Origin of the sequence: Collinsella sp. LCP19S3_F2 (genome assembly GCF_052121015.1) — a bacterium.
GTDB lineage: Bacteria > Actinomycetota > Coriobacteriia > Coriobacteriales > Coriobacteriaceae > Collinsella.
On record NZ_JBQKFA010000006.1, the window covers coordinates 1 to 24674 of the forward strand.

Sequence of the window (24674 nt, forward strand, 5' to 3'; positions counted from 1 at the left end):
CGCCCGGTCCCGTTCCGAACCCGGAAGCTAAGCCCCATCGCGCCGAGAGTACTGCGGGGCCAGCCCGTGGGAGGCCAGGGCGCCGCTGACCGGTGGACGGCACCGAGCCGTCATCGAGAATCGAGAAGGGGGAGGCCTCGCGGCCTCCCCCTTTTTCGTTTGGGCGTTGTAAACTTACAGCCCCTACGGCTTAATTGTCTTTTCTATTTGAAGAAAATAAAACGAATGACCAGCGCGATTGCCGCGATGGCAATGATCAAGAGCGCGATTTGGAGCCGGTGCTGTTTGCGTCGCCTGCTAGACGATATAAATATCGATTTTCCTTGCTTCGGCGTCTCTAAATAGCGGGCAGAATGCGTTAGGGTCTGCTTAGGGCGAGGCTCTCTTCGTTGTTGCTTGGCGGGTGTTCGGGCCTGCTCCTGGTTGTATGCGCTGTTTTTGGATAAGGGGGCATCTTTGAGATACGCCGATTCGCTCGGTGCGACGCCCATGTGTTTGCGACCTGATTGAGATTCTTCAAGGGTTTGATAACGATTGCGAGTTACATATTCAGGCTCTGTATCGTCAATAGGCTCTTGGGAAATATGGGGACGATGGTAGCGTATGGTCTGCGGATAGGTTGATTTATCGTTCTGCATCTGATCATACGAATTGTCGGAGGTTTGATCGTCCATGATGCCCTTAGGTTGTCATTAATATTGTGTATACGCTCATTGTAAGCCCCAGCTTTGTTTAGCTAGGGCACATTTGGTATTTAAGACACGGTTCAAAGAAGCTTGACCTCATTAAACCTTAGTCACATAGACTTAGATATGCTTATAGATAGAGACTTAAAAAACTTTATATCAAAATGTATATATAAGAAATGGATGGGCATATATTAAATCGTCAAAAGAAGTCCCTGCCACCTAGAAGATGGCTCGGCAGTCCCTTAAAGGAGTGGTAGTCATGGCAAGCATGGTTCCTTATCGTTCGGTTTTTGGTGTTCGTCCCTCTGCTAGCTCGTTGTTCGATCTGTTTGATGATATGACCGATCTGGCAAACAACTCGATCGCCTCCAAGGCGTTTCCCGTTGATGTTGAGGACAAGGGCGACGGTTACGAGGTCAAGGCTTATTTGACCGGCGTCGCGAAGGACGACATCGACGTTGAGCTTAATGAGGGTCGTCTTTCCATTAGCGTGAATGTTGAGGAGAGCGAAGAGAATAAGGACAAGAACTACCTGCAGAAGGAGTTTTGCTCTTACAGCGCGACGCGCGGTGTGTACCTGAAGGATGCTTCGAGCGAGGGCCTTTCTGCAAAGTATGCTGACGGCATCCTTACCGTTACGGTTCCTAAGATTGTCGAGAAGAAGAACGTTACGAAGATTTTCATCGACTAACGTTATCGGCCATTAACATCGGTGCCTGAGCTAAGGGGGCTGGGAAGCGATTCCCGGCCCCCTTTTCTATTTGAGACAGCCTACTGAATATTTGAGACGGCCTACTGAATGGTCATGGGCCGATATTGCCCGGCGGGACGTATTGTGAGTTTATGTGGCCCCTCAACGCGGGTGGCGGTGCTACCAAGCTCGTTGTCGAGTGTTGCCCCAAGTGAGCTTGCGTAGCTTTTGACGGTAAGGCTTGGGCGATTGTTGTCTTGGCTAATGTGCATCGCGATAAGCTGCTCGGTGCGATCGGTTACCAGCGCGCGTGCGGCATCGGCGGCCTGATCGTTGGAGAGATGCCCTTTTGCAGACAGGATGCGCTCCTGAAGAAAGCGAGGATAGTCTCCTTGACGCAGCATGGCTACATCGTGGTTGCTTTCGAGCGCGAGAATGCGACAGTCCTTGAGCGTATCGATGGCATGCTTCGACAACTCGCCGGTGTCGGTGGCAAAGCCAACCGAATCACCCTGGGCATCAAAACGGTAGCCGACAGGATTGACGACGTCGTGCGATGTCGAATACGTTTGAATGTGGACCCCGGCAATAGAGAGGGCGTCACCTGGGTCGAATTCCTCAACAGACAGATGTGCGAGGCTTTCCTTTGATGCGAGCGTGCCCCTGCTGGAAAAGACCGGTCCGTTCCAATGTTTACACCACACCTCAAGCCCCTTAATGTGGTCGCTGTGCTCATGGGTGACAACAAGGGCGGACACGTCGTCTGCCGAAAGGCCGAGCTCAGCCATGCGTTTGAGTGTTTCGCGGCGGGACAGTCCGTCATCGACCATAATGAGCCCCTGCGGGCCCTCGATGAGTGCGCAGTTGCCTTTAGAGCCGCTGCCGAGGATATGAAGGTGCAGGCGAGACATAAGATTCCAAAGGATACAATGAGTGCTGACGAATAGAGGAGGAAGCGAATGCCAACGGTATCACAGCATTACGGACACCATGCCGTACCCGGGGCAGTCGATGAGACCCGGACGAGGCAGCAGGCTGCTCCTGTGGTGCTCATGGTATCAGGCGGTGCGGACTCGACGGCACTGCTTCTTATGGCGTGCACATCAAAGCTGGATATCCAAGATGGACGCGGCGTTGCCCCCATTGCTCGCGAGCGCCTACATGTGCTTCATGTAAACCATCACCTGCGAGGCAAGGCGTCCGACGGCGACGAGGCCTTTGTGCGCGAGCTCTGCGCACAATATGGCTTGCCGCTGTGTGTGGAGCACGCCTATTTTGATGGGGAGTCGGGCAATATCGAGGCGGCTGCGCGCGAGGTGCGTTATGCCGCGGCGCGAAGGTATGTTCGTGAGCTTTGTGCCAAGATGGGGGCGCCGAGAACGGCGGCGCGCATCTGTACTGCCCATACCTCTTCAGACCGCGCGGAAACATTTTTGATGAACGCCATTAAGGGGTCGGGCCCTGCTGGGCTCTCGAGCATTCCCCGCCGAAGGAATATTGTGGTACGCCCCTTGCTCGACCTAACTCATGGCGAGCTTGTGGGCTATCTGCAGGTGCATGGTCAGCCGTGGCGCGAGGACGAGACCAACGAAGATATCTCGTATCTGCGAAACTACGTTCGCCACCGGGTAATGCCAGTGCTGGCGCAGCGTAATGCGAGCGTGTGCAAGACGATTGGTGCCGCCTGTGAGATCTTGGGTGATGAGGATGCGTTTCTATCCCAGTTGTCGGCACAGGCGTTTCGAAGCTGCCTGCGCAAAGAGGCAGCGGGCGCGCTGGTGCTTGATGCCAGACGCCTTGCTGCGGCCGAGGTGGTAATCGCGCGGCGCATCGTGCGACTGGCGATTAAACGCATCGATCCGGACGCTCGCCCAGAGATGCGCCATGTGGAGCGAGTCCTCTCCTGTGTTGCCGAGGGTGCGGGTTCGGTTACGCTTCCGGCGGGGATTGACGCACGTGTTGAGTTTGGCATGCTGGCGTTTAAGGCACCGGCGGCTCGTGAGGGCTTGGTTGCGGACTGGATTACCATACCCGGCCGTATGTCGTTGGGCGGGGGACGTATGCTGGTCACAGAAGCGATAGCCGTTGAGCCGGGATGCGATATCGTGCGCCGCGCCCGTGAGCTTGCGGCTGCTGGGGAAGTGGCAGCTTTGGTGGACGCGGCTGCCCTGGGTTTTGCCAACAGCGATAGCGAGCGGATCTTGGCGGGCTCGCGCGGCGAGGTTCCTGCCGAGGGGCGATTGGCGCGCCTGTGGGTGGACGGTCCCGCACCGGGAGACGTGATGTGCCCGTTAGGCATGAGTGGCCGAAGCAAGAAGGTATCCGACTTGTTGTGCGAGGCTCGTATTCCCGTTTCCGAGCGCACCGGCGTGCCCGTGGTAAGGACGGCACCGGGGGGTGTCGTGGTGTGGGTCGCCGGAGTTCGCGCGGACGAACGCTTTAAGTGCACGGCGGCGACGCGTGTGGCCTATCTGCTTCGCGTGGTTGACGCGGATTAGCCCCTCGCACCAGTTTTTCTGTGCGGCGTTGACGGTATTCCCGCGCTGATGGTGCACGGGCTGGAAAATATACCCCGTGCGCTGCTAGAATGTGTAGTTCGCGTCCATACGGCGGTGTGTGGGCGATTAAGCACAAGAAAGGGTTGTCATGGCTTCTCAACATCCGGATATCGAGAAGGTTTTGTTTACGCAGGAGGATATCGACGGCATCGTCTCTCGCCTGGGCGAGGAGATTACGCGCGACTACGCGGGTAAGGATCTGGTGCTGATTGCGGTCTTGCGCGGCGCTGTGGTCTTTATGGGCGACCTGATGCGCAAGATCGAGCTGCCGACCAATATCGATTTCATGGCCGTTTCGAGCTATGGCGACGGTGTGAAGTCCTCGGGCATCGTGCGTATCATCAAAGACCTTGATATCGATATCCGCGGTCGTGACGTGCTGATCGTTGAAGACATTCTGGACTCGGGCCTGACGCTCAAGTATCTGATGAAGAACCTTGAGAGCCGCAAGCCCGCTTCTCTGGAGGTCGCCGCCTTCCTGTGGAAGGACGTTGAGGATCGCATCTCGGCCATTACGCCCAAGTATGTTGGAACCCATTGCCCCGATGCCTTTGTGGTGGGCTACGGCCTCGACTATGCCGAGCGCTATCGCAACCTTCCGTATCTGGGCATTTTGAAACCGGAGGTTTATTCGTAAGATGCCCGACGACCGTAACGACTACAATTCCCAGACACCCCGGGACCCTAAGATTCCGGGGATGCCCGGAGGCAAGAAACCCACACGTACGGGCTGGCTGTATTTTCTTTTGGCTTGCGCACTTCTGGGCTACGCCTTCTTTAATATGGGCTCCGGCTTTGCCAGCTCCAGCAATACCGTTAAGCTCGCGACGAGCGAGATGGTGAGCGCCATCAAGCAGGATCGCGTCGAAGATCTGACCTATACGGTTCAGGACGGAAGTGTGACGGGTCATTACTGGAAGGCGAAAAAGGACAAGGGCGACACGAGTGAGCTCAAGAGCTTTTCCTCGACCTATGTCGGCTCCGATTCGCTTGCCGAGCTCATGGCGGAGCATCCCGACACTAAGTACATCGTCAACACCAACGACCCCGATTTTTGGGGCGACTTGGCGATGAGCGTACTGCCGACGATTGCCCTGATCGCCATCATGTTCTACTTTATGCGCCAGATGATGGGCGCCAATAATAGGAACATGCAGTTTGGCAAGACCAACGCCAAGACCAACGAGGCTACGCGTCCCAAGGTCAAGTTCGAAGACGTTGCCGGCGTGGACGAGGCTGTTGAGGAGCTCGAAGAGATTCGCGATTTCTTGAGCGATCCGGACCGTTATCGCAAGCTGGGTGCCAAGATCCCGCGTGGCGTTTTGCTGGTGGGCCCTCCGGGTACCGGTAAGACGTTACTGGCCAAGGCCGTTGCCGGAGAGGCCGGTGTCCCGTTCTTTAGCATCTCGGGCTCTGACTTTGTCGAGATGTTCGTGGGCGTCGGCGCCAGCCGCGTGCGCGACCTCTTTAAGGAGGCCAAGTCTCAGGCTCCGTCGATCATCTTCATTGACGAGATTGATGCCGTGGGACGTCAGCGCGGAGCCGGCCTGGGCGGCGGTCACGACGAGCGCGAGCAGACGCTCAACCAGCTGCTGGTCGAAATGGACGGTTTTGAGGAAAGCGAATCGGTCATCCTGATCGCCGCGACCAACCGCCCCGATATTCTGGATCCGGCATTGCTGCGCCCCGGTCGTTTTGACCGCCAGGTTACGGTCGACCGCCCGGATGTGAAGGGGCGCGAGCAGATCTTGCGCGTGCATGCCGAGAACAAGCCAATGGATGAGGACGTTAAGTTTGAGAAGCTCGCCCAGATGACCGTTGGCTTTACCGGTGCCGATCTGGCAAACCTGCTCAACGAGTCCGCACTGCTTGCCGCTCGCCGTCATCGCTCCGTGATCTCGATGGACGAGGTCGAAGAATCGATGGAGCGCGTGATTGCAGGACCGCAGCGCAAGGGGCGCGTGATGACCGAAGCCGAGCGCACCACGATTGCCTACCACGAGAGCGGTCATGCTCTGGTGGGTCACATCCTGGAGCACTCCGATCCGGTTCACAAGATTTCGATTGTCAGCCGCGGTCAGGCTCTGGGCTATACGCTGCAGCTTCCGCAGGAGGATCACTTCCTCAAGACCAAGAACGAGATGCTCGACGAGCTTGCCGTGTTCTTGGGCGGTCGCGTTGCCGAGGAGCTCATGTGCGATGACATTACATCGGGCGCGAGCAACGATCTGGAGCGCGCGACCAAGATGGCGCGCGAGATGGTTACGCGTTTGGGCATGAGCGAGGAGCTGGGCACGCAAGTGTTTGGCGAGGCGCAGCATCAGGTGTTCCTTGGTCGCGATTATGCCGATCACCAGGATTACTCCGAGGAGACGGCGCGCCGCATCGATATCGAGGTTCAGCGCATCATGCGTGAGGCCCATCGCCGTGCTGTTGAGATTTTGGATGCCCGTCGCGATCAGCTCGATCTGATGGCGAAGGTGCTGCTTGAGCGCGAGACCGTCGAAGGCGACGCCGTGAACGCCCTGCTCGACAACGACTGGGATGCCTACCTTGAGCGCGAGGGCGACATTCTGGCAGCCAAGGAGGAGCGCAACGCCAAGGCGGGCGGCGTGCCGACCAAAAAGCGCACGCCTCGTATGAGCGAGGAGGAGCTGGCAGCTGATGCCGCAGCTTTTGCGCAGGCGGCCATGCAGGAGGATGCCGAAGTCGCATCCGATAGCGCTGACGATGTCGAGGCTGCTGACACAAAAAAGGCCGATGGCGACACCGAGGCCGACGAGTAATCTTTGTCGTGAGAGCCTCCGCGGGGAAACCTGCGGAGGCTTTTTTGAGCGATATGGGGCCATCTGTTGATTGGGGACAGACTTAAATGAGCGTTTTCACGCATTTAAGTCTGTCCCCAATTAACATTGCTGCGGTACTTTGCTTGACTAAAGCGTACAATACCGCCTATGCGAAAGGGGAACAGATGATCAACGAAACCATGTTTGCTCGCGGCGCGGAAAGCTCTATCATCCGCGAGATCTTTAGCTATGGACTTGAACGCAAGGCACAGATCGGTGCGGAGAACGTATTCGATTTTTCGCTGGGCAACCCGAGTGTTCCGGCGCCCGCTGCCGTGGCGGAGTCCATCAAAAAGGCCTTGGAGCTGCCGAGCGACCAACTGCACGGATACACGCCCGCACCAGGCCTGCCGCAATGTCGTGTCGCTGTGGCCGAGTCGCTCAACCGTCGTTTTGGCACGAGCTATGAGGGTAAAGATGTCTTTATGACCGTGGGTGCGGCGGCTTCGCTCACCTGCACGCTCAACGCTGTTACCAATCCCGGTGACGAGGTCATTGTTATCGCCCCGTACTTTCCGGAGTATCGCGTGTGGATTGAGAAGGCCGGCTGTACGTGTGTCGAGGCACCCGCCGATGAAGACACGTTCCAGCTGAGCGTGGGCAACGTGCTCAAGGCGATTACTGATAAGACGGCGGCCGTCATTATCGACTCGCCCAACAACCCGACCGGTGCCGTATATACGCGCGACACGCTGACGCGACTGGCCAATGTTCTGCGCGAGGTCAATGCCAAGCGTGATCCCGAGAATCCGATTATGCTCATCTCGGATGAGCCGTACCGCGAGATCGTGTACGGTGCCGAGGTGCCCTGGGTACCCTCAATCTACGAGAACACCGTCGTGTGCTATTCGTATTCCAAGTCGCTGTCGCTGCCGGGTGAGCGTGTGGGTTGGATTTTGGTTCCCAACACCAATCCTCAGGCTGCTCGCCTTATGCCGGCTGTCGCCGGTGCCGCCCGTACACTGGGTTTTGTGTGCGCACCGGCGCTCTTCCAGCGCGTGATTATCGACTGCATCGATGAGCCGAGTGATGTCGAAGCCTATGCTCGCAACCGAACGGCGCTCACCGACGCATTGGCGGAGTACGGCTACACCTACGTTGAGCCGGACGGCGCTTTCTATCTGTGGGTGAAGGCGCTCGAGCCCGACGCAAACGCTTTTTGCGAGCGTGCAAAGAAGTACGAGTTGCTCGCGGTGCCTTCGGATAGCTTTGGCATGCCGGGTTGGTTCCGCTTGGGTTATTGCGTGAGTTACGAAACGATTATCAATTCGCTACCCGCTTGGAAACAGCTGGCGGACGAGTATCGTTAAAAGCAGAGCGCTCTGCCTACAATGTTTTACGTGAAACGGGGTTTGGTGTTAAACCGGACCCCGTTGTCATGGACGTTGTGTCTTTGGGATGGAGCGGTTTTACGACTATCGAAGGCTATGCGTACAATGAATATACGCGACGGCCATACCAGATAAGGAGACCTGATGCCCTACCTGCTTTCCTGTGACATTCATACCCATACGATGTTCTCTGCGCATGCATATTCGACCATTGAGGAGAATGTGTACTGGGCGGCAGAGCGTGGCCTGCAGGTGCTTGGATCTGCCGACCATCTGAGCTCTATGGTTACGGCTTGCCCCAATGACCTGCGCAGTTACCAGTTCTTTATCAACCAGGATATATGGCCGCGCATTTGGAGCGGCGTGTTGGTGCTGCGTGGCGCCGAGGCCGATATCGTTTCGCTGGACGGAAGTCTGTTTGGTGAGGACACTCCTGTCACGCTCGATATTGCCGGCGATTCGTACAGCCGTCAGCATTCGCTGTTCGATCGGGTTACGCGTAATTTGGATTATTTGGTTGCAAGCGTGCATAATCCGCAGTTCGCTGAAGGCGCGACGCTGGCCCAGACGACCGAGATGTATATCAATGCTCTGGAGCACCCCAAGGTGTTTATGCTGGGGCATACGGGTCGCTCGGGCGTGCCGTTCGATATCGACGAGGTGTTGCTTGCTGCTAAGGCTAAGCACAAGATCATCGAGATCAACAATCACAGTCTTGAGCATGGCGCGGATGCCGAGCATTGGGACGTGTGCCGCAAGATTGCCGAGCGGTGCGCCGAGCTGGGCGTGGGAATTGGCGTCTCGACCGATGCGCACATTGGTATGGCAATTGGTAAGCTCGACCAAGCGCGCAAGATGCTCGACGAGATTCACTTTCCGCTGGATTTGATCGTGACGCGCGACCGCGAGACGCTACTGCGCGAGATGGCGGCAGCCGGCGTGTGTGACCTGCGCAAGAGGATGTAGCGGAGTTCATAAACCAAGTAAGGGGGCGGCCCAGACGGGTCGCCCCCTTCTTGTACCGGTGGATTAGCGGCGCTCGAGGACCGCTACAGTTTCGGTGTGGTCGGTATGGGGGAACATGTCGACGGGCGTGATCTTGAGCAGGCGATAACCACCGTCGAGGAGCTGGTGCAGGTCACGCTCTTGGGTCACAGGGTTGCAGCTGATATAGGTGATGCGGCGAGGCCTAAGCGCGCAGGCGGCTTCGAGGAACTCGGGGGTAGAGCCGGCACGCGGCGGATCGATGGAAAGGACGTCGATGCGCTCGTTGTTGTCGGCGGCATCTAGGATGTAGTCGGTGGCATCGTCGGCCATAAACCAGGCGCTGCGGGTAAGACCGTTGAGCTCGGCGTTGCGGCGTGCGTCGGCAATGCCCGCCGGGTTGCGCTCCACGCCAAGTAACATGATGCCGATGCCCTTGTTCTGAGCTTCTTTAGCTGCGCAAAGACCGATGGTGCCGCTGCCGCAGTAGGCATCCATGAGGACATCGCCCTGGTGCAGATCCATACCGTCGATAGCGAGCTGGTAGAGCAGCTCGGTCTGCTGCGGGTTGGTCTGGTAGAACGCGGTGGGGGAGATATCGAACTCGCAGCCGAGTAGCTGGTCGCGCATGCATTCAGCGCCATACACGATGTGGGTTTCCTCACCCAGGATGGCGTTGCCAGGGCGTCCGTTGATGTTTTGGGCGACGGTGACGATACGCGGATCGAGTGCGGCGATGGCCTCAAAGAATTCCTGCGCATGCGGCAGGTCGCGCTGGGCGGTAACGAGGGTGATCATGATCTGGTCGGTGCGCCAGCCGCAGCGAACGACGGCATAGCGAAGCAGGCCCAGATGCTTGTCCTCGTTAAAGGCGGGAATGTGCAGGCGCTCGGCCTCACGCGCAATGCCGTTAAGAATCTGACGGGCTCCCGGTGCCTCGACGGGGCATTCGGGAACAGCGACGATTCTGTGCGTGCCGCGCTCAAAAAAGCCGCAGCGGACAGCGCCCCCTTTGCCGGGGGCAAAGGGAGTGGCGGCCTTATGGCGAAAACCACGCGGCGCAGGATATTTGCCCGGGTCGCCCAGAGTAACGTCCATACCGCGAATGGGATCGACGGTTATGCCCTCACGCTCGCAAAGAGCAGCAAAAAGTTCATCCATAGCAGCCTGCTTGGCCGCCAGCTGCTTCTTATAAGGCCTGTTGAGCGCCGTGCATCCACCGCAAGCTTTCATGATGGAACAGGGCGACTTGGGATCAACGGCCTTATGAGCGGACCGGGACGACTCATTATGCGAGCGCTTGGAACGAGCTTGAGGCGCCTTATCCTCGCCCCGACAAAAGCTGGGGCGCTTGGCCTTAGCCTTGCCATTGGCTTGCCTGCCCTTCGCATCCTGAGACGACTTGGATTTCTTGGAAGATTTTTTCTCCTCCGACCCCTCAGCCGCCTCGATCAAAGCACGACGAGCCTTACGCTCCGCACGAGATTCTGCCATCAATAACTCCACTAATTCATGAATTAAAGCTGCAAGTATTGTACCGTGCCAAGCCAGCAGACGATATGCAAGCGGTTTAATCGTGTCAGTGATAAGCCCAACGACGGTTGCCCGCCGCGTGAGGGGTGTGGGGGTTAAGTTTATCGCGAGTTCCGCACGAACAGGAGAGCACTTAATGTGCTCTCCGTCGTGAGCAGGACTGTAGAGCAGGAAACTTAACCCCACACCCCTCACGCGGCGGGCAAACTCGCCTTGTGCTCTATCACGCTAAAGTGTATGATTCTGAACGTTACATGACTCACTTTACTTAGCTAAAGTGCCATCAAGGGGGAATACCATGAATACCGATATGTCTCGTCGTCAGTTTGTTGGTCTAGCCGGCTCGCTCGCCATGGTGCTTGGCCTTGGTCTTGTCGGCTGCGGCGGTGGTGCCGACAAGGGTTCCACTGCCGGCTCTGCTGCGGCAAAGGACGCCAAGGGCGCTGTGGAGTCTAAGAAGCTCGTGGTGGGCTTTGACAAGTCCTATCCTCCGTATGGCTTTGTGGGCGACGATGGCGAGTACACCGGCTTTGATCTCGATTTGGCCAAGGCAGTTGCCGATAAGCAGGGCTGGGAGGTCAAGTACGAGGCCATCGACTGGGACGCCAAGGATACGCTGCTCAACTCGGGTGCCATCAACTGCATCTGGAACGGCTTTACCATGGAGGGCCGCGAGGACGACTACACGTTCTCCGAGCCGTACATGCTCAATGAGCAGGTGCTGGTGGTCAAGAAGGATGCGGGCGTCAAGAATTGGGACGACCTTGCCGGCAAGACCGTGATTACCCAGACCGATTCTGCCGCGCAGGATGTGCTAGAGGGTGACCAGAAGGATCTGGCGGCGACGTTTGCCACGCTCGATACCATCGGCGAGTACAACACGGCTTTTATGCAGCTCGAGAGCGGCGCGGTCGATGCGGTGGCTTGCGACCTTTCGATCGCCCAGTATCAGCTTGCCGCCAAGCCCGATGCCTATACGCAACTTGACAAGCCGCTGTCCAGCGAGCACTACGCCGTTGGCTTTAAAAAGGGCGACACCAAGTCGGCCGACGCCGTGACCGAGTCGCTTAAGGCGCTCTATGAGGACGGTACAGTCAAGGACCTGTGCGACAAGTATGCGAGCTACGGTCTATCCTTCGACAACTGGGTTTTGAAATAGCCACAGCACCCAACCTTGCGGCTCCAACCCTCCTCGCGTACCAAAGTACGCTTCGTCGGGCTTGTCGCTCGCAATCTTGGGCACTGTGCCTATTTCAATTAACACCTGCTGTTCTGTTGCTGTGAAAGAGAGCTTGGGTTGTCTATTCAGGTCATGATGCAGATGCTTGGCCAGGGTTTCTTGGTCAGTTTGCAGTTGTTTGTGCTCACGCTGTTGGGCTCGATTCCCTTGGGAATTCCCGTGGCGTTTATGCGCATGAGCAAAATCGCGCCGCTGCGTTGGATTGCGCGCATCTACATTTCGGTCATGCGCGGTACACCGCTCATGCTGCAGATGTTTGCCATCTACTTTGCTCCGTATTATGTCTTTGGTATTTCGCTCACGCCCGATTCCAAGTGGACGGCGTGCGTCGTGGCATTCATCATCAACTATGCCGGCTACTTTGCCGAGATCTATCGCTCGGGTTTGCAGTCTATCCCGCGTGGTCAATATGAGGCCGCCGAGGTGCTGGGCTACTCACGCCTGCAGACGTTTTTGTACATTGTGATGCCGCAGGTCGCCAAGCGCATTTTGCCGGCGATGGGCAACGAGATCATCACGCTGGTCAAGGACACGTCGCTGGCATTTGCCATCGGCGTGGGGGAGATGTTCTCGACGGCTAAGGCACTGGTTGCCTCTCAAGTGAGCATGGTGCCGTTTGCGATTGCGGCACTGATCTACTGGGTCTTTAACTTTGTGGTCGAGATGCTGCTGGGCGCCGCCGAAAAGCGACTTGACTACTACCACGACTAGCCTGTTCCGTCGTGCTTTTCAACACATGGAGGTTCCCGTGTCCGGAACGGTAATGAATATAACGAGCGCGCGCAAGGCGTTTGGTGGCAATGAGGTGCTCAAGGATATCTCGCTCGAGGTAAAGCGTGGCGAGGTCGTGGCGATTATCGGACCTTCGGGCGGCGGTAAGTCAACGCTGTTGCGCTGCGCCACGCTGCTCGAGACGCTTGACGGCGGCTCGCTTTCGTTTGGTGATCTAGCCGTTGCGACGGATGCGGGATCGGGCACGGTGTATGCGAAAGGCGATGTGCCCAAGCAGGCGCGCTCGCGCTTTGGCCTGGTGTTTCAGAACTACAATTTGTTCCCGCACTATACCGTGATGAAAAACATTACCGACGCTCCGATCCGCGTGCTCAAGCGCCCGCGCGAGCAGGTCGAAGCACGTGCGCGTGAGTTGATCGCGCAGATGGGGCTTACGGGCAACGAGAACAAGGTGCCATGCGAGCTTTCGGGCGGTCAGCAGCAACGTGTGAGTATTGCGCGCGCCTTGGCGCTCGATCCAGAGATCTTGTTCTTCGATGAGCCGACCTCGGCACTCGATCCCGAGCTAACGGCCGAGGTGCTGCGCGTCATTAAAGACCTTGCCGCGCAGAATATGACGATGGTGATCGTGACCCATGCGATGCAGTTTGCGCGCGATGTTGCCGATCGCGTGGTCTTTATGGACGGCGGTCGCATTGTCGAGGAGGGTCCTGCCGAGCAGGTTATCGGCCATCCGCGCGAACGGCGCACGCGCGAGTTCCTGAGCCGTATCGAGGGCTAGGCTCAAGTAGACATTGAGGCGAAACCGCTGCAGGTCTTATGGCCTGCGGCGGTTTTTATTTGCGCCTATGGGGCTTAATAACCGCCTCAGGCGTTTGCCCCCTCCTCTCGCCGCCCGTATTCATACGTGCGCCGAAAGGTGTGCATGGACAGTCGCCCGCGAGGGTAGGGTGGTGGCATAGGACATTTGGAGGGTGAGCCGGATCGGCTGCCGACCATGCTGCTCCCGGGACGGCATCGACCGCGAACTCTCCCCGTTGGCGTCGCGCATTGCGCGCGGCCCTGCAAGGAGGTCATCATGGGTGCTCCCAAGACCGGTAACGTAAGGAACGTGGTGCTCGTAGGCCAAGGTGGGGTGGGCAAGACTTCACTCGCCGAGGCCATGCTCCACCTTTCCGGCAAGACCGCCCGCCTGGGCGGCCACGACGGCACCAAGCCCACGCTCGACTATGACCCCGAAGAGGTCAAGCGTGCGTTTTCCATCTCGACGACCATTGCGCCGATCGACTGGAAGGGTGCGCGCATCAATGTGCTCGATGCCCCGTGCTACCCCGATTTTATCGGCGACGCCTTTGCCGCGATGAGCGTCTGCGAGACGGCTCTGTTTGTGGTCGACGCCGAGGCCGGCCCGCAGCCTACGACGGTTAAGCTCTGGTATGCCGCCGAGGACTTGCGTCTGGCGCGTGCGGTGTTCGTAAACCGCCTGTCGCGCTCCGAGGCCAGCTTTGCGACCACGATGGACCTGCTGCAGGAGCGCTTTGGCACGCGCCTGGGCGCCGTGACCCTTCCCTGGGGCGAGGGCGAGGACTTTGACGGTATCATTGACCTGGTGCGCATGAAGGCGCGCCATTGCAACGGCGCCGAAGCCGTTGAGTCGGAGATTCCCGAGGAGTATCGTGCGCAGGCCGAGGAGGCCCATGACCATCTGTGCGAGCTGGTGTCCGAGGCTGACGACGAACTGATGATGAAGTACTTGGAAGGCGAGGAGACGCTGACGCAGGAGGAGCTTGAAGGCCTGCTGTCGAAGGCGATCGCCGAGCGCATCTTTGTGCCGGTCTTTGCGGGCGATTGCATTAAGGAGCAGGGCGTCAACTCGCTGATGGACGACATCGCCACGTACTTCCCGGCGCCGACGGACTACGGCGAGATGCCGCTCATCGACGGTGATTCGCTCAAGATTTCGAGCGATGATGACCGCCCGGTGGCGTTTGTGTTTAAGACCCTGGCCGATCCTCAGCAGGGTCGCATCAGCTTCATCAAGGTGCTGACGGGCACGCTTGAGCCGGGCCTTGAGCTGATCAACGCGCGCACCCGCAAGAGCGATCGTCTGGCTCACCTGTATGTGATGTGCGGCCGCGACATGACCGAGGTCGGTCACGCCTATGCCGGCGATATCATCGTGGCGCCCAAGCTGGCGGCCGAGACGGGCGATACGCTCTCGATTACCGGCAAGGTCGAGGCTGCGGCGTTTAAGTTCCCCAACTCGCAGTACCGCATCGCCATCGAGGCCGAGAATCGCGGCGACGAAGAGAAGCTCTACACGTTTATCGAGAAGGCATGCAAGGCCGATCCGACCATGAGCATCGACCGCGACGAGGAGACCGGCCAGACCATCATTTCGGCGGTGGGCGAGGCGCAGGTTTCGGTCCTGCTCAATCGTCTTGAGGACCGTACCAAGGTCGCGGCCAAGAGCGTGCCGATTCGCATCCCGTATCGCGAGACCATTCGCCGCACGGCAACTGCCCAGGGCCGCCACAAGAAGCAGACCGGCGGCGCCGGCCAGTATGGTGACTGCTGGCTGCGCGTAGAGCCGCTCATTGGGCCCGACGGTACGAGCGACGGCTATGAGTTTGTGGACGAGGTCGTAGGCGGCCGCATTCCGCGCTCGCTGATCCCTGCCGTGGACAAGGGCGTTCAGGAGACCATGAAGGACGGCATCATTGCCGGCTACCCGCTTACGGGCATTCGCGTGGCTGTGTACGACGGCTCGTATCACAGCGTCGACTCCAACGAGATGGCGTTCCGCGCGGCGGCTCGCATCGGCCTGCGCAAGGCATGCGCCGACGCCGACCCGGTGGTGCTGGAGCCCATCGAGGAAATCACGGTGACTATTCCCGAGAGCTACGCCGGCGCCGTGATGGGCGACATCTCGGCCTCGCGCGGTCGCGTGACGGGTATGGAGACCGATGAGCGCGGAGACACCGTGGTCATCGCTCAGGCGCCTCTCGCCGAGCTGACGGATTACTCGACGCGTCTGCGCTCCATCACGCGCGGCACGGGAGACTTTACCATGAAGCCTGCGGGCTATGAGCAGGTGCCTTATGACGTTCAGGCCAAGCTGGTCGAGCGCTATGAGGAGGGCCGTGCCAAGTAGCGTTGGGCGTTGCCTGTAACATACATGCCGATGCAAGGGCCGCTCTGGGCAATCCGGGCGGCCCTTTTTGATCCCTGGGGGATGGAGGAAAACGGTCCATTTTAAGTTTTGGGGCAGCTTGGCCGGCCCTAGTCTCCCGAGGCCTGATTGCGGCCGGTAGCGTAGTCGATCTGCACATGCGGCTGCAGGTTGTAGCAGTACACGTGGAAGCACAGGGTCTTGCCGTGGTCCTCGACCGATTGCGCCTCAAGACGCACGCCACGGCAGACGAGTTCCTCTTCGTTGTACATGGGCGTGACACGGTAGAGCACATGGTTGCCCGTCTCGCGGATGTAGCCGAGAATCTGCTCCTCAAATGGCAGCATGCCCGTTTCGTTGAGATAACGCGTGCCGGTGAGGAGATTCTTGCGGTTGGCGTTTTCGCCGCAGAGCGACCAGGCGATGAGGTGACAGCGATTGTAGAGGCTCTGGCCCGGAATAAAGTCGTAGCGCTGCTGGCGCCATCCGGCGGGATGGATACGCGAGATATCGCCGCGCTCGCCTTGACCGAGCGATTCGGGGCCCACGCAGGCGAGCGCTTTGCGGGTGCGGCCCAGGCCGTCGAGCTTGGAGAACTTCTTAAAGCAACCTTCTTCTGTAGCGCGCTCGTATTCATCGAGCGTGAATGATGGTGTGCCCAACGGGTGCGTGCTGTCGGCTCGCAGGGCAACATAGGGGTTACCCGCGTAGTCAGGAATGCTGCTGAGGTATACGCCGCGGGCGCGGTCGAGATTGGGGTTTTCGACCTCGTCGATGGGGGTGGCGGCGCTGTCCGCGGAAACGTCATCACCGGTGTCGGGTGCGGCGGAATGTGGCTTGTCGCTAGAGTTCGGGCTGTTTTGGGAGTCTGTGGAGTTTGCCGTTCCCGATTCGAGTCGGGCAACCAGGTCTGCCTCGTCGTCGGTGCGGCTGGGACTCTCGTCTTGCTTCTCGGCCAGGGCTACCGCCTGCTCATCACTTTGCGGCGAGAGCAGTCTGGGCGCCCCGTCGAGCGATCCCGTAAACAGCGCAAACCCCAGCACCACAGCGGTGCCGATAGAAAGTGCTTGCTTGTAGGCGGACTTGCGCGACATGGTGACTCCTGGACGGACGGTTGGGAGTCTACCAGTCTAGCAGGAGCCGCCGAGGGCCGTTCTATCGAACAAATACTTAAGATTTGGGACAAACGCTACGGATTCATTTGTCCCGCGGTCTAGATCGAGGTAGAACCGAGCCAATTGAGTTTGCATTCGAGAATACGCTGCTCACCGGGCGTGCTGCTACCATCGAGTAGCGCGAGGAGCATCTCGGCCGCCTCTCTGCCTTCCTGGTCGACGGGCTCGATGATGGTGGAGACGGTCGGCGTGGTGAGGTTGGTCCAGTCTTCGCAGTTGAGTCCCAAAAGACCGATTTGCTGCGGAAGTAGATGGGCCATGGGCTGGAGGGCCTTGTAGACACGGGGAAGTGCCCACTGATTTTGCACGAAGATAAGGGTTCGCTTGGCGGGGTTGAGCTTGTATTTAAAGTACTCGGTAAGCTCACTGACCGACGGCTTGTTGTGGTCGATGGAAATCGCTTTGTAGAGCTGTCCGTTCGCTGCCAGCGCCTCGGCATACCCCTGAAAACGCTCCATGCGGGTGCGCATTTCGGTCATGTTGGCGGCAATGGAAAAGAAATCTTCGTAACCGGCGTCGAGGAGTGCCTGCGTGGCGTTGTACACGCCGTCGTAAAGGTTGGTCTTGATCCAGCTGGTACCTGGGCTATAGATGGCCGCATCGAAAAAGACGACCGGCTTGCCGGCGCGTCTAATGCGGTCGTGCACGGCTTTGAAGTTTGCCGTGGGCTGGATGATAAAGCCATCGACGCCCAGCGAGAGCATTTTGTCGACATACATGAGCTCGGTCTCGGGGTTAAAGTTGCTCGTGCAAACAACCGTCTGGTAGCCCGCGGGGAGCATGACCTGCTCCATGCCGTTGAGGACGAGGCCCGCCCATTTGTTGGTGTTATCCAAGATGATGATGGCGATGACGCGGGTCTGTTTGCCGGTGAGTGTTTGCGCCTGGGCGTTGGGGACGTATCCCAGCTCCTTTATAACGCGCGCGATCTTTGCCTGCGTTTTGTCGCTGAGCTTGTCTCGTTTGTCGTTGAGGTAATACGAGACGCTGGCTGTTGAAGTTCCCGCCTCGCGGGCGACGTCTGCGATCGTAACGCGCTGTTTGGTCACAGCGACTCCTTCCGACAAATTGCGTTGTTTGGCGCGGTGGTTCACGTTCGGGTTGCGGGCACACGATTCTGCCTGTCCTTTCGCCCTTTTATGAGTATGCAACAATACCGTATCCGTGGGGTCCGAAATTCGTGGCGGTTATGCAAGCCTGCCGTCTACCGAGAAATCTAAATACTTCTTGACTTTTAAAAAAGAGATCAAAAACGCAGGATTCATTTTTGGTTAAACGCATAACTAAATTGCATAACCAACGCTCTGACCTGCGCGTTTACCGAAATAAGCTGGTATTAAGAAAAATGAGCACCTATATTGGTCTTGTCGAAAAGACAGCAAGTCCAAACGGCAGGGGATGCTCCGGAGGCCTCCGCAAACGGTGTCTTGCGCACGCAACTCTATGAAAAGAGGGAAGCAATGAAGATCGTAGGCGTTGCCGCCTGTACCGTGGGTATCGCCCACACGTATATGGCCCAGAAGGCGATTCAGGATGAATGCGCCGCCCGTGGCATCGAGTGCAAGGTCGAGGCTCAGGGTGGCCTGGGTATCGAGAATGAGCTCACGCAGGAAGACGTGGACTCCGCCGACCTGGTCCTGGAGTCCGTCGACGTGGGTGTCGAGAACGAGGACCGTTTTGAGCAGAAGATGGCCGAGGGCAAGTTCCTCAAGGTCGGTACTTCCGATGTGATCGCCGATCCGGTCAAGATCATCGACCAGGCTGTTGAGATTATCAAGGCGACGGGTGGCGCCGTTGACGCGCCCAAGGCCGAGGCCAAGGCAGAGAAGAAGGCCGTCTCCGCTGCCCCGCAGGCCCCGACACCGGCGTCCAAGCAGTCTATCTTTGCCGATCCTGGCAAGACGCTGCTCAATGCATTCAATACCGGCGTTTCCTATTTTATCCCCATTGTCGTTATCGGTGGCGTGTTCCTCGCCTTCTCGTTGGCATCCGGTACTGCCGGTGCTAACGGCATGGAGGTCACCAACCCGTTGATGGTGAGCCTTAACACCATCGGTATGGCCGGCATCTCTATGATGATTCCGGTGCTTGCGGCATACATCGCTTACTCGATGGCCGGCAAGCCCGCGCTTGCCCCCGGTTTTGTCCTGGGCTACTTGGTCAACAACGCCGTCGTCACCCCGAGTGGCAACAGCGTTTCGACCGGCTTCTTGGGCGCCATGATTATGGCTGTCATCTGTGGTTACTTTGTCCGCTGGATGAAGACCTGGAAGGTCAACAACACCATCCAGACCATCATGCCGATCCTGATCATCCCGATTCTGACCTCGCTCGTCCTGGGCATGGCCTACATCTACATCCTGGCCACGCCGCTTGGCTTTGTGATGGATTGGCTCACCAGCGTGCTCGGAAGCCTGCAGGGCGGCTCCGCCGTCGTCCTGGGCCTGGTCATTGGCGTTATGACCGCCTTCGATATGGGTGGTCCCGTCAACAAGACCGCTTCGACCTTTACTATGGCCATCATGGCCTCCGGCATCTACGGCCCCAACGGTATGTTCCGCGTCGCTGTCGCCATTCCCCCGATTGCTTGCGGCCTCGCTGCGCTCATCGCCAAGAACAAGTTCGATGACGCTGACCGTCAGATGGGTATCTCCGCACTGTTTATGGGCTGCATCGGTATTACCGAGGGCGCTATCCCCTTCGCGGTCAAGGATCTCGGTCACACCCTTCCCGGCATTTGCATCGGTTCTGCCGTGGGTGCGGCGCTTGCCGCCTTCCAGGGTATCGACTGCTACGTCCCGCACGGTGGCTTTATCGTTGCCCTTGCCACCAACAACGTCGCGCTGTTCTGCCTGGACATCGTGATTGGCTCCGTGGTCGCCGCTGCAATCCTGATTGCCATGAAGCCCACGCTCGATAAGCAGGCCAAGTAACCCTTTAAGGACTCCGGTTGTGCGGAGGGATGGATTTGACTCCGCACAACCGCCCCTACACAACAAAATCCATCCGTACTGATAGGGCCCGCATCTGGGTCCCAGGGAACTTTTGTCAAAAATCCTCTGGAGAAGGAGAACAAAATGTCCAACCTCACCATCCGCCAGGCCGTTCAGGGCATGCTCAAGCTGCAGGATAGCGGCGATCACGCAACCATGGTCGGCATTGGCCCCATGAGCCCCAACCTGATTCAGGCCGTGTTCGAGCTTGCCAAGGACGAGGATTTCCCGCCCATGTTTATCGCCAGCCGCAACCAGGTCGATATGGACGAGATGGGCGCCGGCTACGTCAACGGTTGGGACCAGAAGCGCTTTGCCGCCGACATCAAGAAGGTTGCCGACGAGGTGGGTTACACCGGCCCGTACTACCTGTGCCGCGATCACGGCGGTCCGTGGCAGCGCGACGAGGAGCGTAACGCCCACCTGCCCGAGGACGAGGCCATGGAGCTCGCCCGCAAGTCCTTCGTCGCCGACATGGAGGCAGGCTTTGACCTGCTGATGGTCGACCCCACCAAGGACCCCTATCAGATCGGCAAGGTTATTCCGCTCGACGTGGTGCTTCGCCGCACGATCGATCTTATCGACTACCTTGAGCAGTACCGTCGCGAGCATAACCTGCCCGAGGTCGCCTATGAGGTCGGTACCGAGGAGACCAATGGCGGCTTGACCTCTACCGATAAGTACGAGGAGTTCATTTCTCAGCTGCAGCCCGAGCTCGAGAAGCGCGGCTGCCCCATGCCCACCTTTATCGTCGGCCAGACCGGCACGCTCACCCGTTGGACCGAGCAGGTTGGCCATTACAACTTTAAGAACGCCCGCGAGCTCGCCGACATGGCAAAGCGCTACGGCGTGGGCCTGAAGGAGCACAACGCCGACTACCTGGACGACGCGACGCTGCTCGAGCACATTCCGGCTCACGTGACCGCTTCCAATGTCGCCCCTCAGTACGGCACCGAGGAGACCCGCGCCTACCTCAAGCTCTGCGCTACCGAGCAGATTCTGGTCGACAACGGCCTGTGCGACGATCCCTCCGACCTGTATCACACGCTGCTGGTCAAGGCTATCAAGACCGAGCGCTGGCGCAAGTGGATGACCGGCGATGATGTCAACCTGCAGGTTGACGACATTCTGGCCGACGACGAGCTCAGCCTGAAGATTCTGGATGTCTCCGGCCACTACGCGTTCAACGATCCCGAGGTCAAGGAGCAGGTCGAGAAGCTCTATCGCAACCTCGCTGCCCAGGACATCGACGGCAAGCGCTTTGTGATCGAGCATATCAAGCGCCCGATTAAGCAGTACGTCGTCGGTCTTAACCTCAAGGGCGTCACGAGCCGCATCGAGAAGGCTCTCGAGGACTAGGTAGTTCCGGCGTTTTGACAAACGCCGGACCGGCCGACGCTGCGCGAGCATCTGCCGGGCAATCTGGCGCTCAAGCCGTCGCTCGCGTACCAAAGTACGCTTCGCTCCTCTTTCGCACCACCTTGCCACGGCAGCTGCCCGCTCGCTGACGTTGGTTCGACCAGTGATTGAGCCGTTGTCCTTAGATTGCTAGCTATTCCTTCGAAGGAGTTTGTACCATGAAGTTCTTTATCGATACCGCCAACCTTGACGAGATCGCCGAGGCCAAGAGCTGGGGCTGCCTTGCCGGCGTCACCACCAATCCGTCCCTGTACGCCAAGACCGGCGGTAAGCTCGCCGACTTTGAGCCCCATATGCTCAAGATTGCCGAGCTCTGCGAGGGTCTGCCCGTGTCTGCCGAGTCCACCGCGACTACTGCCGAGGGCATGATCGAGGAGGGCAAGCGTCTTGCCGCCCTGGCTCCCAACATTGTGGTCAAGCTCCCCGTCTGCGAGGCCGGCCTCGCCGCCTGCCGCGCGCTAGCCGATGCGGGCGTGCGCGTCAACATGACGCTCGTCTTCTCGCCGACCCAGGCCTTGATGGCCGCCAACGCCGGCGCCCGCTACATCAGCCCGTTTGTGGGACGCTTCGATGACATCGCCGAGGACGGTATCTCGCAGCTCGACAACGTTCTGACCTGCATCAAGAACTATGACTGGACTGGCAAGAACGTCGACGACACCGTCGAGATCATCACCGCATCCGTCCGCACGCCCAATCACGTGACCCAGGCGGCGCTACTCGGTGCCGATATTGCGACCGTCCCCATGGCCGCTCTTAAGAAATGCCTGTATCACCCGCTGACCGACCAGGGCCTTGCCTCGTTCGAGGCCGACTGGAAAAAGGTCGTCGAGGCACAGTAACGATGGTTCTGCCGGCCCAGCATTTGTTATGCCGGGCCGGCGTGCTCAAGAGAGGAAACTCCATGACCGATCAGGAACTGGCCAAGATTGCCAATGAGGTTCGCCGCGGTATTGTCACGGGTGTCCACGCCGCCAAGTCGGGGCATCCGGGCGGGTCGCTTGGCGCCGCCGACATTATGACCTACCTCTACTTTGAGGAAATGGATGTTGACCCGTCGAATCCGAGCCGCGCCGACCGCGACCGCTTTGTGCTCTCCAAGGGCCATTGCGCTCCGGCACTCTATGCCGTGCTCGCCGAGCGCGGGTTCTTTCCCAAGGAGGAGCTCGAGACGCTCCGTCATATCGGCAGCCGCCTGCAGGGCCATCCCAATATGAATGACACGCCGGGCGTCGACATGTCTACCGGATCGCTCGGTCAGGGTATCTCCGCCGCGGTTGGAATGGCGCTCGCCGCAAAGCACTGGGGTGACAGCTACCGCGTCTACACGCTGTTGGGCGACGGCGAGTGCGAGGAGGGGCAGGTGTGGGAGGCGGCCATGTTCGCCGGCAACCACGACCTGGATAACCTCGTCGCTATCGTCGATCACAATGGCCTGCAAATTGACGGCAGTATCGACGAAGTTAACTCGGCTATGCCGCTTGCCGACAAGTTTCGTGCCTTTAAGTGGCATGTGATTGAGCTCGCCGACGGTAACGACATGGCGCAGATTGCCGCGGCCTTTGCCGAGGCTCGCAAAGTGAGTGCCTCGCCTGTGGCCATTATCGCCGAGACGGTGAAGGGCAAGGGCGTTTCCTTTATGGAAAACCAGGTGGGCTGGCACGGCAAGGCACCCAACGATGAACAGTTTGAGCAGGCCATGGCCGAGCTCGCAGCAGCAGGGGAGGAGCTCTAATGGCAGACGTCAAGAAAGTCGCCACGCGCGTTAGCTATGGCGAGGCACTTGTCGAGCTGGGCAATGAGCACGATGACTTTGTGGTTCTCGATGCCGACCTGGCCGCCGCAACGCAGACCGGTAAGTTTAAGGCCGCGCACCCTGAGCGCTTCTACGACGCCGGCATTGCCGAGAGCAACTTGATGGGGCTTGCCGCCGGCATTGCAACCACGGGTCACGTCGCCTTTGCGAGCACCTTTGCCATGTTCGCCGCCGGCCGCGCGTACGAACAAGTGCGTAATTCCATCGGCTATCCGCACCTCAACGTCAAAATCGGCGCCACCCATGCGGGCATTTCGGTCGGTGAAGACGGCGCCACGCATCAGTGCTGCGAGGACATCGCGCTCATGCGCACGATCCCGGGTATGACGGTGATCGTCCCCGCCGATGACATCGAGGTTCGCGCTTGCGTGCGCGCCGCCTATGAGTTTGAGGGGCCGGTCTACATGCGTTTCGGCCGCCTGGCAACACCGGTCATCAACGATCGCGAGGACTATGAGTTCAAGATTGGTCGCGGCGTGGTCGTGCGCGAGGGGTCTGATGTGACCATCATCGCTTGTGGCCTCATGGTTGCCGAGGCGCTTGAAGCTGCCGAGGCCCTCGCTGTCGATGGTATCGATGCCGAGGTTATCAACATGCACACGATCAAGCCGCTTGATGAGCGCCTGGTAGTTGCCAGCGCCAAGAAGACTGGTCGCGTGGTCACTGCCGAGGAGCACTCGATTATCGGCGGTCTTGGCGAGGCCGTGGCTTCGGTGCTCGCGGAGCAGCATCCGGTGCCGATGCGACGCGTCGGCGTGCGCGATGTGTATGGCGAGTCCGGCCCTGCGGTCGATTTGCTGCACGAGTACGGTTTGGACGCCGACGGTATCGAAGCTGCGGTCAGGTCTGTGTTGTAAGGAAGGTTTCCATGGGATTTGTATCTGCCAACCAAGTGACGATCGGGTATACCGCCGCCTCGCGCGAGGACGCCCTGCATTATTTGTCCGAGCAGGCCATCGAGCTCGGTTTTGCCGATGACGCATCTGCCGTAGAGGCTGCCTTTATTGCTCGCGAGAACGAGGCCGAGACCGGCCTTGTCGCCGGTTTTGCCGTTCCGCATGCCAAAAGCGACGCGATCCACACGCCGGGCGTTGCCGTGCTTAAACTGGCCGAGCCCGTTGAATGGCCGAGCTTCGATGGGGTGCCCGTCGATGTTGCGCTCGCGCTGTACGTGCCCGCCGGCGAGGCTGGAACCACGCACCTGCGTCTGCTCTCCAAGGCTGCCGTGATGCTGATGGACGCCGGCTTCCGTGACAAGGTGCGCGCGAGCACCGATCCCGTTGAGATTGCGGAGCTCATCAATAGCGGACTCGAAGACTAGAACGGTCATCCCGTTCAATCAATCGATCCTTCTCCAAGGAAAAGGGCCGCGACGCCATAGAGGTGTCGCGGCCCTGTTTGCGTTTCCCCAGATAAAACCTGCCAAAATAAACCTGTCCCTTTTTGGCAGGCTGCGTCATAAAGCTTCTGTCTATGTAATAAAAGTACAATATGA

The 24674-nt window shown here is 58.8% G+C and carries 21 protein-coding genes and 1 rRNA gene; 17 read left to right on the plus strand and 5 right to left on the minus strand.

Translation table 11 applies throughout. The features are described from left to right. A 5S ribosomal RNA gene (gene rrf / locus ACTQX9_RS06190) occupies positions 1-91 on the plus strand; the annotation flags it as partial. A 112-nt stretch (positions 92-203) separates the two neighbouring features. Here rrf and ACTQX9_RS06195 read toward each other — a convergent pair. After that, positions 204-674: a hypothetical protein gene (locus ACTQX9_RS06195; protein WP_441041359.1), complete on the minus strand. Its 471-nt coding sequence runs from the start codon at positions 672-674 to the stop codon at positions 204-206. A 274-nt stretch (positions 675-948) separates the two neighbouring features. On the opposite strand from ACTQX9_RS06195, the gene ACTQX9_RS06200 reads away from it, so the two are divergent. After that, positions 949-1380, plus strand: coding sequence for an Hsp20 family protein (locus ACTQX9_RS06200; protein ID WP_427728790.1), 432 nt, complete (start codon positions 949-951; stop codon positions 1378-1380). 101 nt (positions 1381-1481) lie between these two features. Here the strand turns inward: ACTQX9_RS06200 and ACTQX9_RS06205 are convergent, their stop codons facing one another. Continuing rightward, positions 1482-2291, minus strand: a complete 810-nt coding sequence (locus tag ACTQX9_RS06205) for an MBL fold metallo-hydrolase (protein ID WP_154517751.1) — start codon at positions 2289-2291, stop codon at positions 1482-1484. A gap of 48 nt (positions 2292-2339) precedes the next feature. Between ACTQX9_RS06205 and tilS the strand changes: the two genes are divergently transcribed. The 5 genes from tilS (at position 2340) to ACTQX9_RS06230 (ending at position 9081) form a co-directional block, all read left to right on the plus strand. After that, positions 2340-3878, plus strand: a complete 1539-nt coding sequence (gene tilS / locus ACTQX9_RS06210; protein ID WP_441540779.1) for a tRNA lysidine(34) synthetase TilS — start codon at positions 2340-2342, stop codon at positions 3876-3878. A gap of 148 nt (positions 3879-4026) precedes the next feature. Then, positions 4027-4575, plus strand: coding sequence for a hypoxanthine phosphoribosyltransferase (gene hpt / locus ACTQX9_RS06215; RefSeq protein WP_154517754.1), 549 nt, complete (start codon positions 4027-4029; stop codon positions 4573-4575). A 1-nt stretch (position 4576) separates the two neighbouring features. Then, on the plus strand, positions 4577-6724 hold the full coding sequence (gene ftsH, locus ACTQX9_RS06220) for an ATP-dependent zinc metalloprotease FtsH (protein ID WP_441049310.1): 2148 nt from the start codon (positions 4577-4579) through the stop codon (positions 6722-6724). A 185-nt stretch (positions 6725-6909) separates the two neighbouring features. Further along, positions 6910-8094: a pyridoxal phosphate-dependent aminotransferase gene (locus tag ACTQX9_RS06225; protein WP_154517761.1), complete on the plus strand. Its 1185-nt coding sequence runs from the start codon at positions 6910-6912 to the stop codon at positions 8092-8094. A gap of 165 nt (positions 8095-8259) precedes the next feature. After that, positions 8260-9081 (plus strand): phosphatase, encoded by an 822-nt coding sequence (locus ACTQX9_RS06230; RefSeq protein ID WP_154517764.1) that lies wholly within the window; start codon positions 8260-8262, stop codon positions 9079-9081. Between the two features lie 63 nt (positions 9082-9144). Here the strand turns inward: ACTQX9_RS06230 and rlmD are convergent, their stop codons facing one another. Then, positions 9145-10593 (minus strand): 23S rRNA (uracil(1939)-C(5))-methyltransferase RlmD, encoded by a 1449-nt coding sequence (rlmD, locus tag ACTQX9_RS06235; protein WP_441540780.1) that lies wholly within the window; start codon positions 10591-10593, stop codon positions 9145-9147. A gap of 337 nt (positions 10594-10930) precedes the next feature. Here rlmD and ACTQX9_RS06240 point away from each other — a divergent pair, with 337 nt between their 5' ends. The 4 genes from ACTQX9_RS06240 to ACTQX9_RS06255 all read left to right on the plus strand — a co-directional run bounded on the left by ACTQX9_RS06240 (position 10931) and on the right by ACTQX9_RS06255 (position 15758). Further along, positions 10931-11791 carry a transporter substrate-binding domain-containing protein gene (locus tag ACTQX9_RS06240; RefSeq protein ID WP_441540781.1) on the plus strand — a complete coding sequence of 287 codons (861 nt, stop codon included), beginning with the start codon at positions 10931-10933 and terminating at the stop codon, positions 11789-11791. Between the two features lie 138 nt (positions 11792-11929). Then, positions 11930-12583, plus strand: a complete 654-nt coding sequence (locus ACTQX9_RS06245; RefSeq protein ID WP_233502679.1) for an amino acid ABC transporter permease — start codon at positions 11930-11932, stop codon at positions 12581-12583. 37 nt (positions 12584-12620) lie between these two features. Then, entirely contained in the window at positions 12621-13385 is a 765-nt protein-coding gene (locus tag ACTQX9_RS06250; RefSeq protein ID WP_427719752.1) for an amino acid ABC transporter ATP-binding protein, read from the plus strand. 297 nt (positions 13386-13682) lie between these two features. Next, complete coding sequence (locus tag ACTQX9_RS06255; RefSeq protein ID WP_154517778.1) at positions 13683-15758, plus strand: elongation factor G; 2076 nt, start codon at positions 13683-13685, stop codon at positions 15756-15758. A gap of 128 nt (positions 15759-15886) precedes the next feature. Here ACTQX9_RS06255 and ACTQX9_RS06260 read toward each other — a convergent pair whose 3' ends face one another. Beyond that, on the minus strand, positions 15887-16870 hold the full coding sequence (locus ACTQX9_RS06260; protein WP_441540782.1) for a DNA/RNA non-specific endonuclease: 984 nt from the start codon (positions 16868-16870) through the stop codon (positions 15887-15889). A gap of 119 nt (positions 16871-16989) precedes the next feature. After that, positions 16990-18000, minus strand: coding sequence for a LacI family DNA-binding transcriptional regulator (locus ACTQX9_RS06265; protein ID WP_427719749.1), 1011 nt, complete (start codon positions 17998-18000; stop codon positions 16990-16992). 411 nt (positions 18001-18411) lie between these two features. On the opposite strand from ACTQX9_RS06265, the gene ACTQX9_RS06270 reads away from it, so the two are divergent. The 6 genes from ACTQX9_RS06270 to ACTQX9_RS06295 all read left to right on the plus strand — a co-directional run bounded on the left by ACTQX9_RS06270 (position 18412) and on the right by ACTQX9_RS06295 (position 24500). Then, positions 18412-19884 carry a PTS fructose transporter subunit IIC gene (locus ACTQX9_RS06270; protein ID WP_441016594.1) on the plus strand — a complete coding sequence of 491 codons (1473 nt, stop codon included), beginning with the start codon at positions 18412-18414 and terminating at the stop codon, positions 19882-19884. Between the two features lie 144 nt (positions 19885-20028). Further along, positions 20029-21303 carry a class II D-tagatose-bisphosphate aldolase non-catalytic subunit gene (locus ACTQX9_RS06275; RefSeq protein WP_427719788.1) on the plus strand — a complete coding sequence of 425 codons (1275 nt, stop codon included), beginning with the start codon at positions 20029-20031 and terminating at the stop codon, positions 21301-21303. Between the two features lie 218 nt (positions 21304-21521). Beyond that, on the plus strand, positions 21522-22205 hold the full coding sequence (gene fsa / locus ACTQX9_RS06280) for a fructose-6-phosphate aldolase (RefSeq protein WP_441540783.1): 684 nt from the start codon (positions 21522-21524) through the stop codon (positions 22203-22205). 62 nt (positions 22206-22267) lie between these two features. Further along, positions 22268-23098 carry a transketolase gene (locus ACTQX9_RS06285; RefSeq protein WP_441540784.1) on the plus strand — a complete coding sequence of 277 codons (831 nt, stop codon included), beginning with the start codon at positions 22268-22270 and terminating at the stop codon, positions 23096-23098. Next, entirely contained in the window at positions 23098-24036 is a 939-nt protein-coding gene (locus ACTQX9_RS06290; RefSeq protein WP_441540785.1) for a transketolase family protein, read from the plus strand. Before ACTQX9_RS06285 ends, ACTQX9_RS06290 begins: the two co-directional genes overlap by 1 nt. An 11-nt stretch (positions 24037-24047) precedes the next feature. Beyond that, on the plus strand, positions 24048-24500 hold the full coding sequence (locus ACTQX9_RS06295) for a PTS sugar transporter subunit IIA (RefSeq protein ID WP_195503788.1): 453 nt from the start codon (positions 24048-24050) through the stop codon (positions 24498-24500). Positions 24501-24674 lie beyond the last annotated feature (174 nt).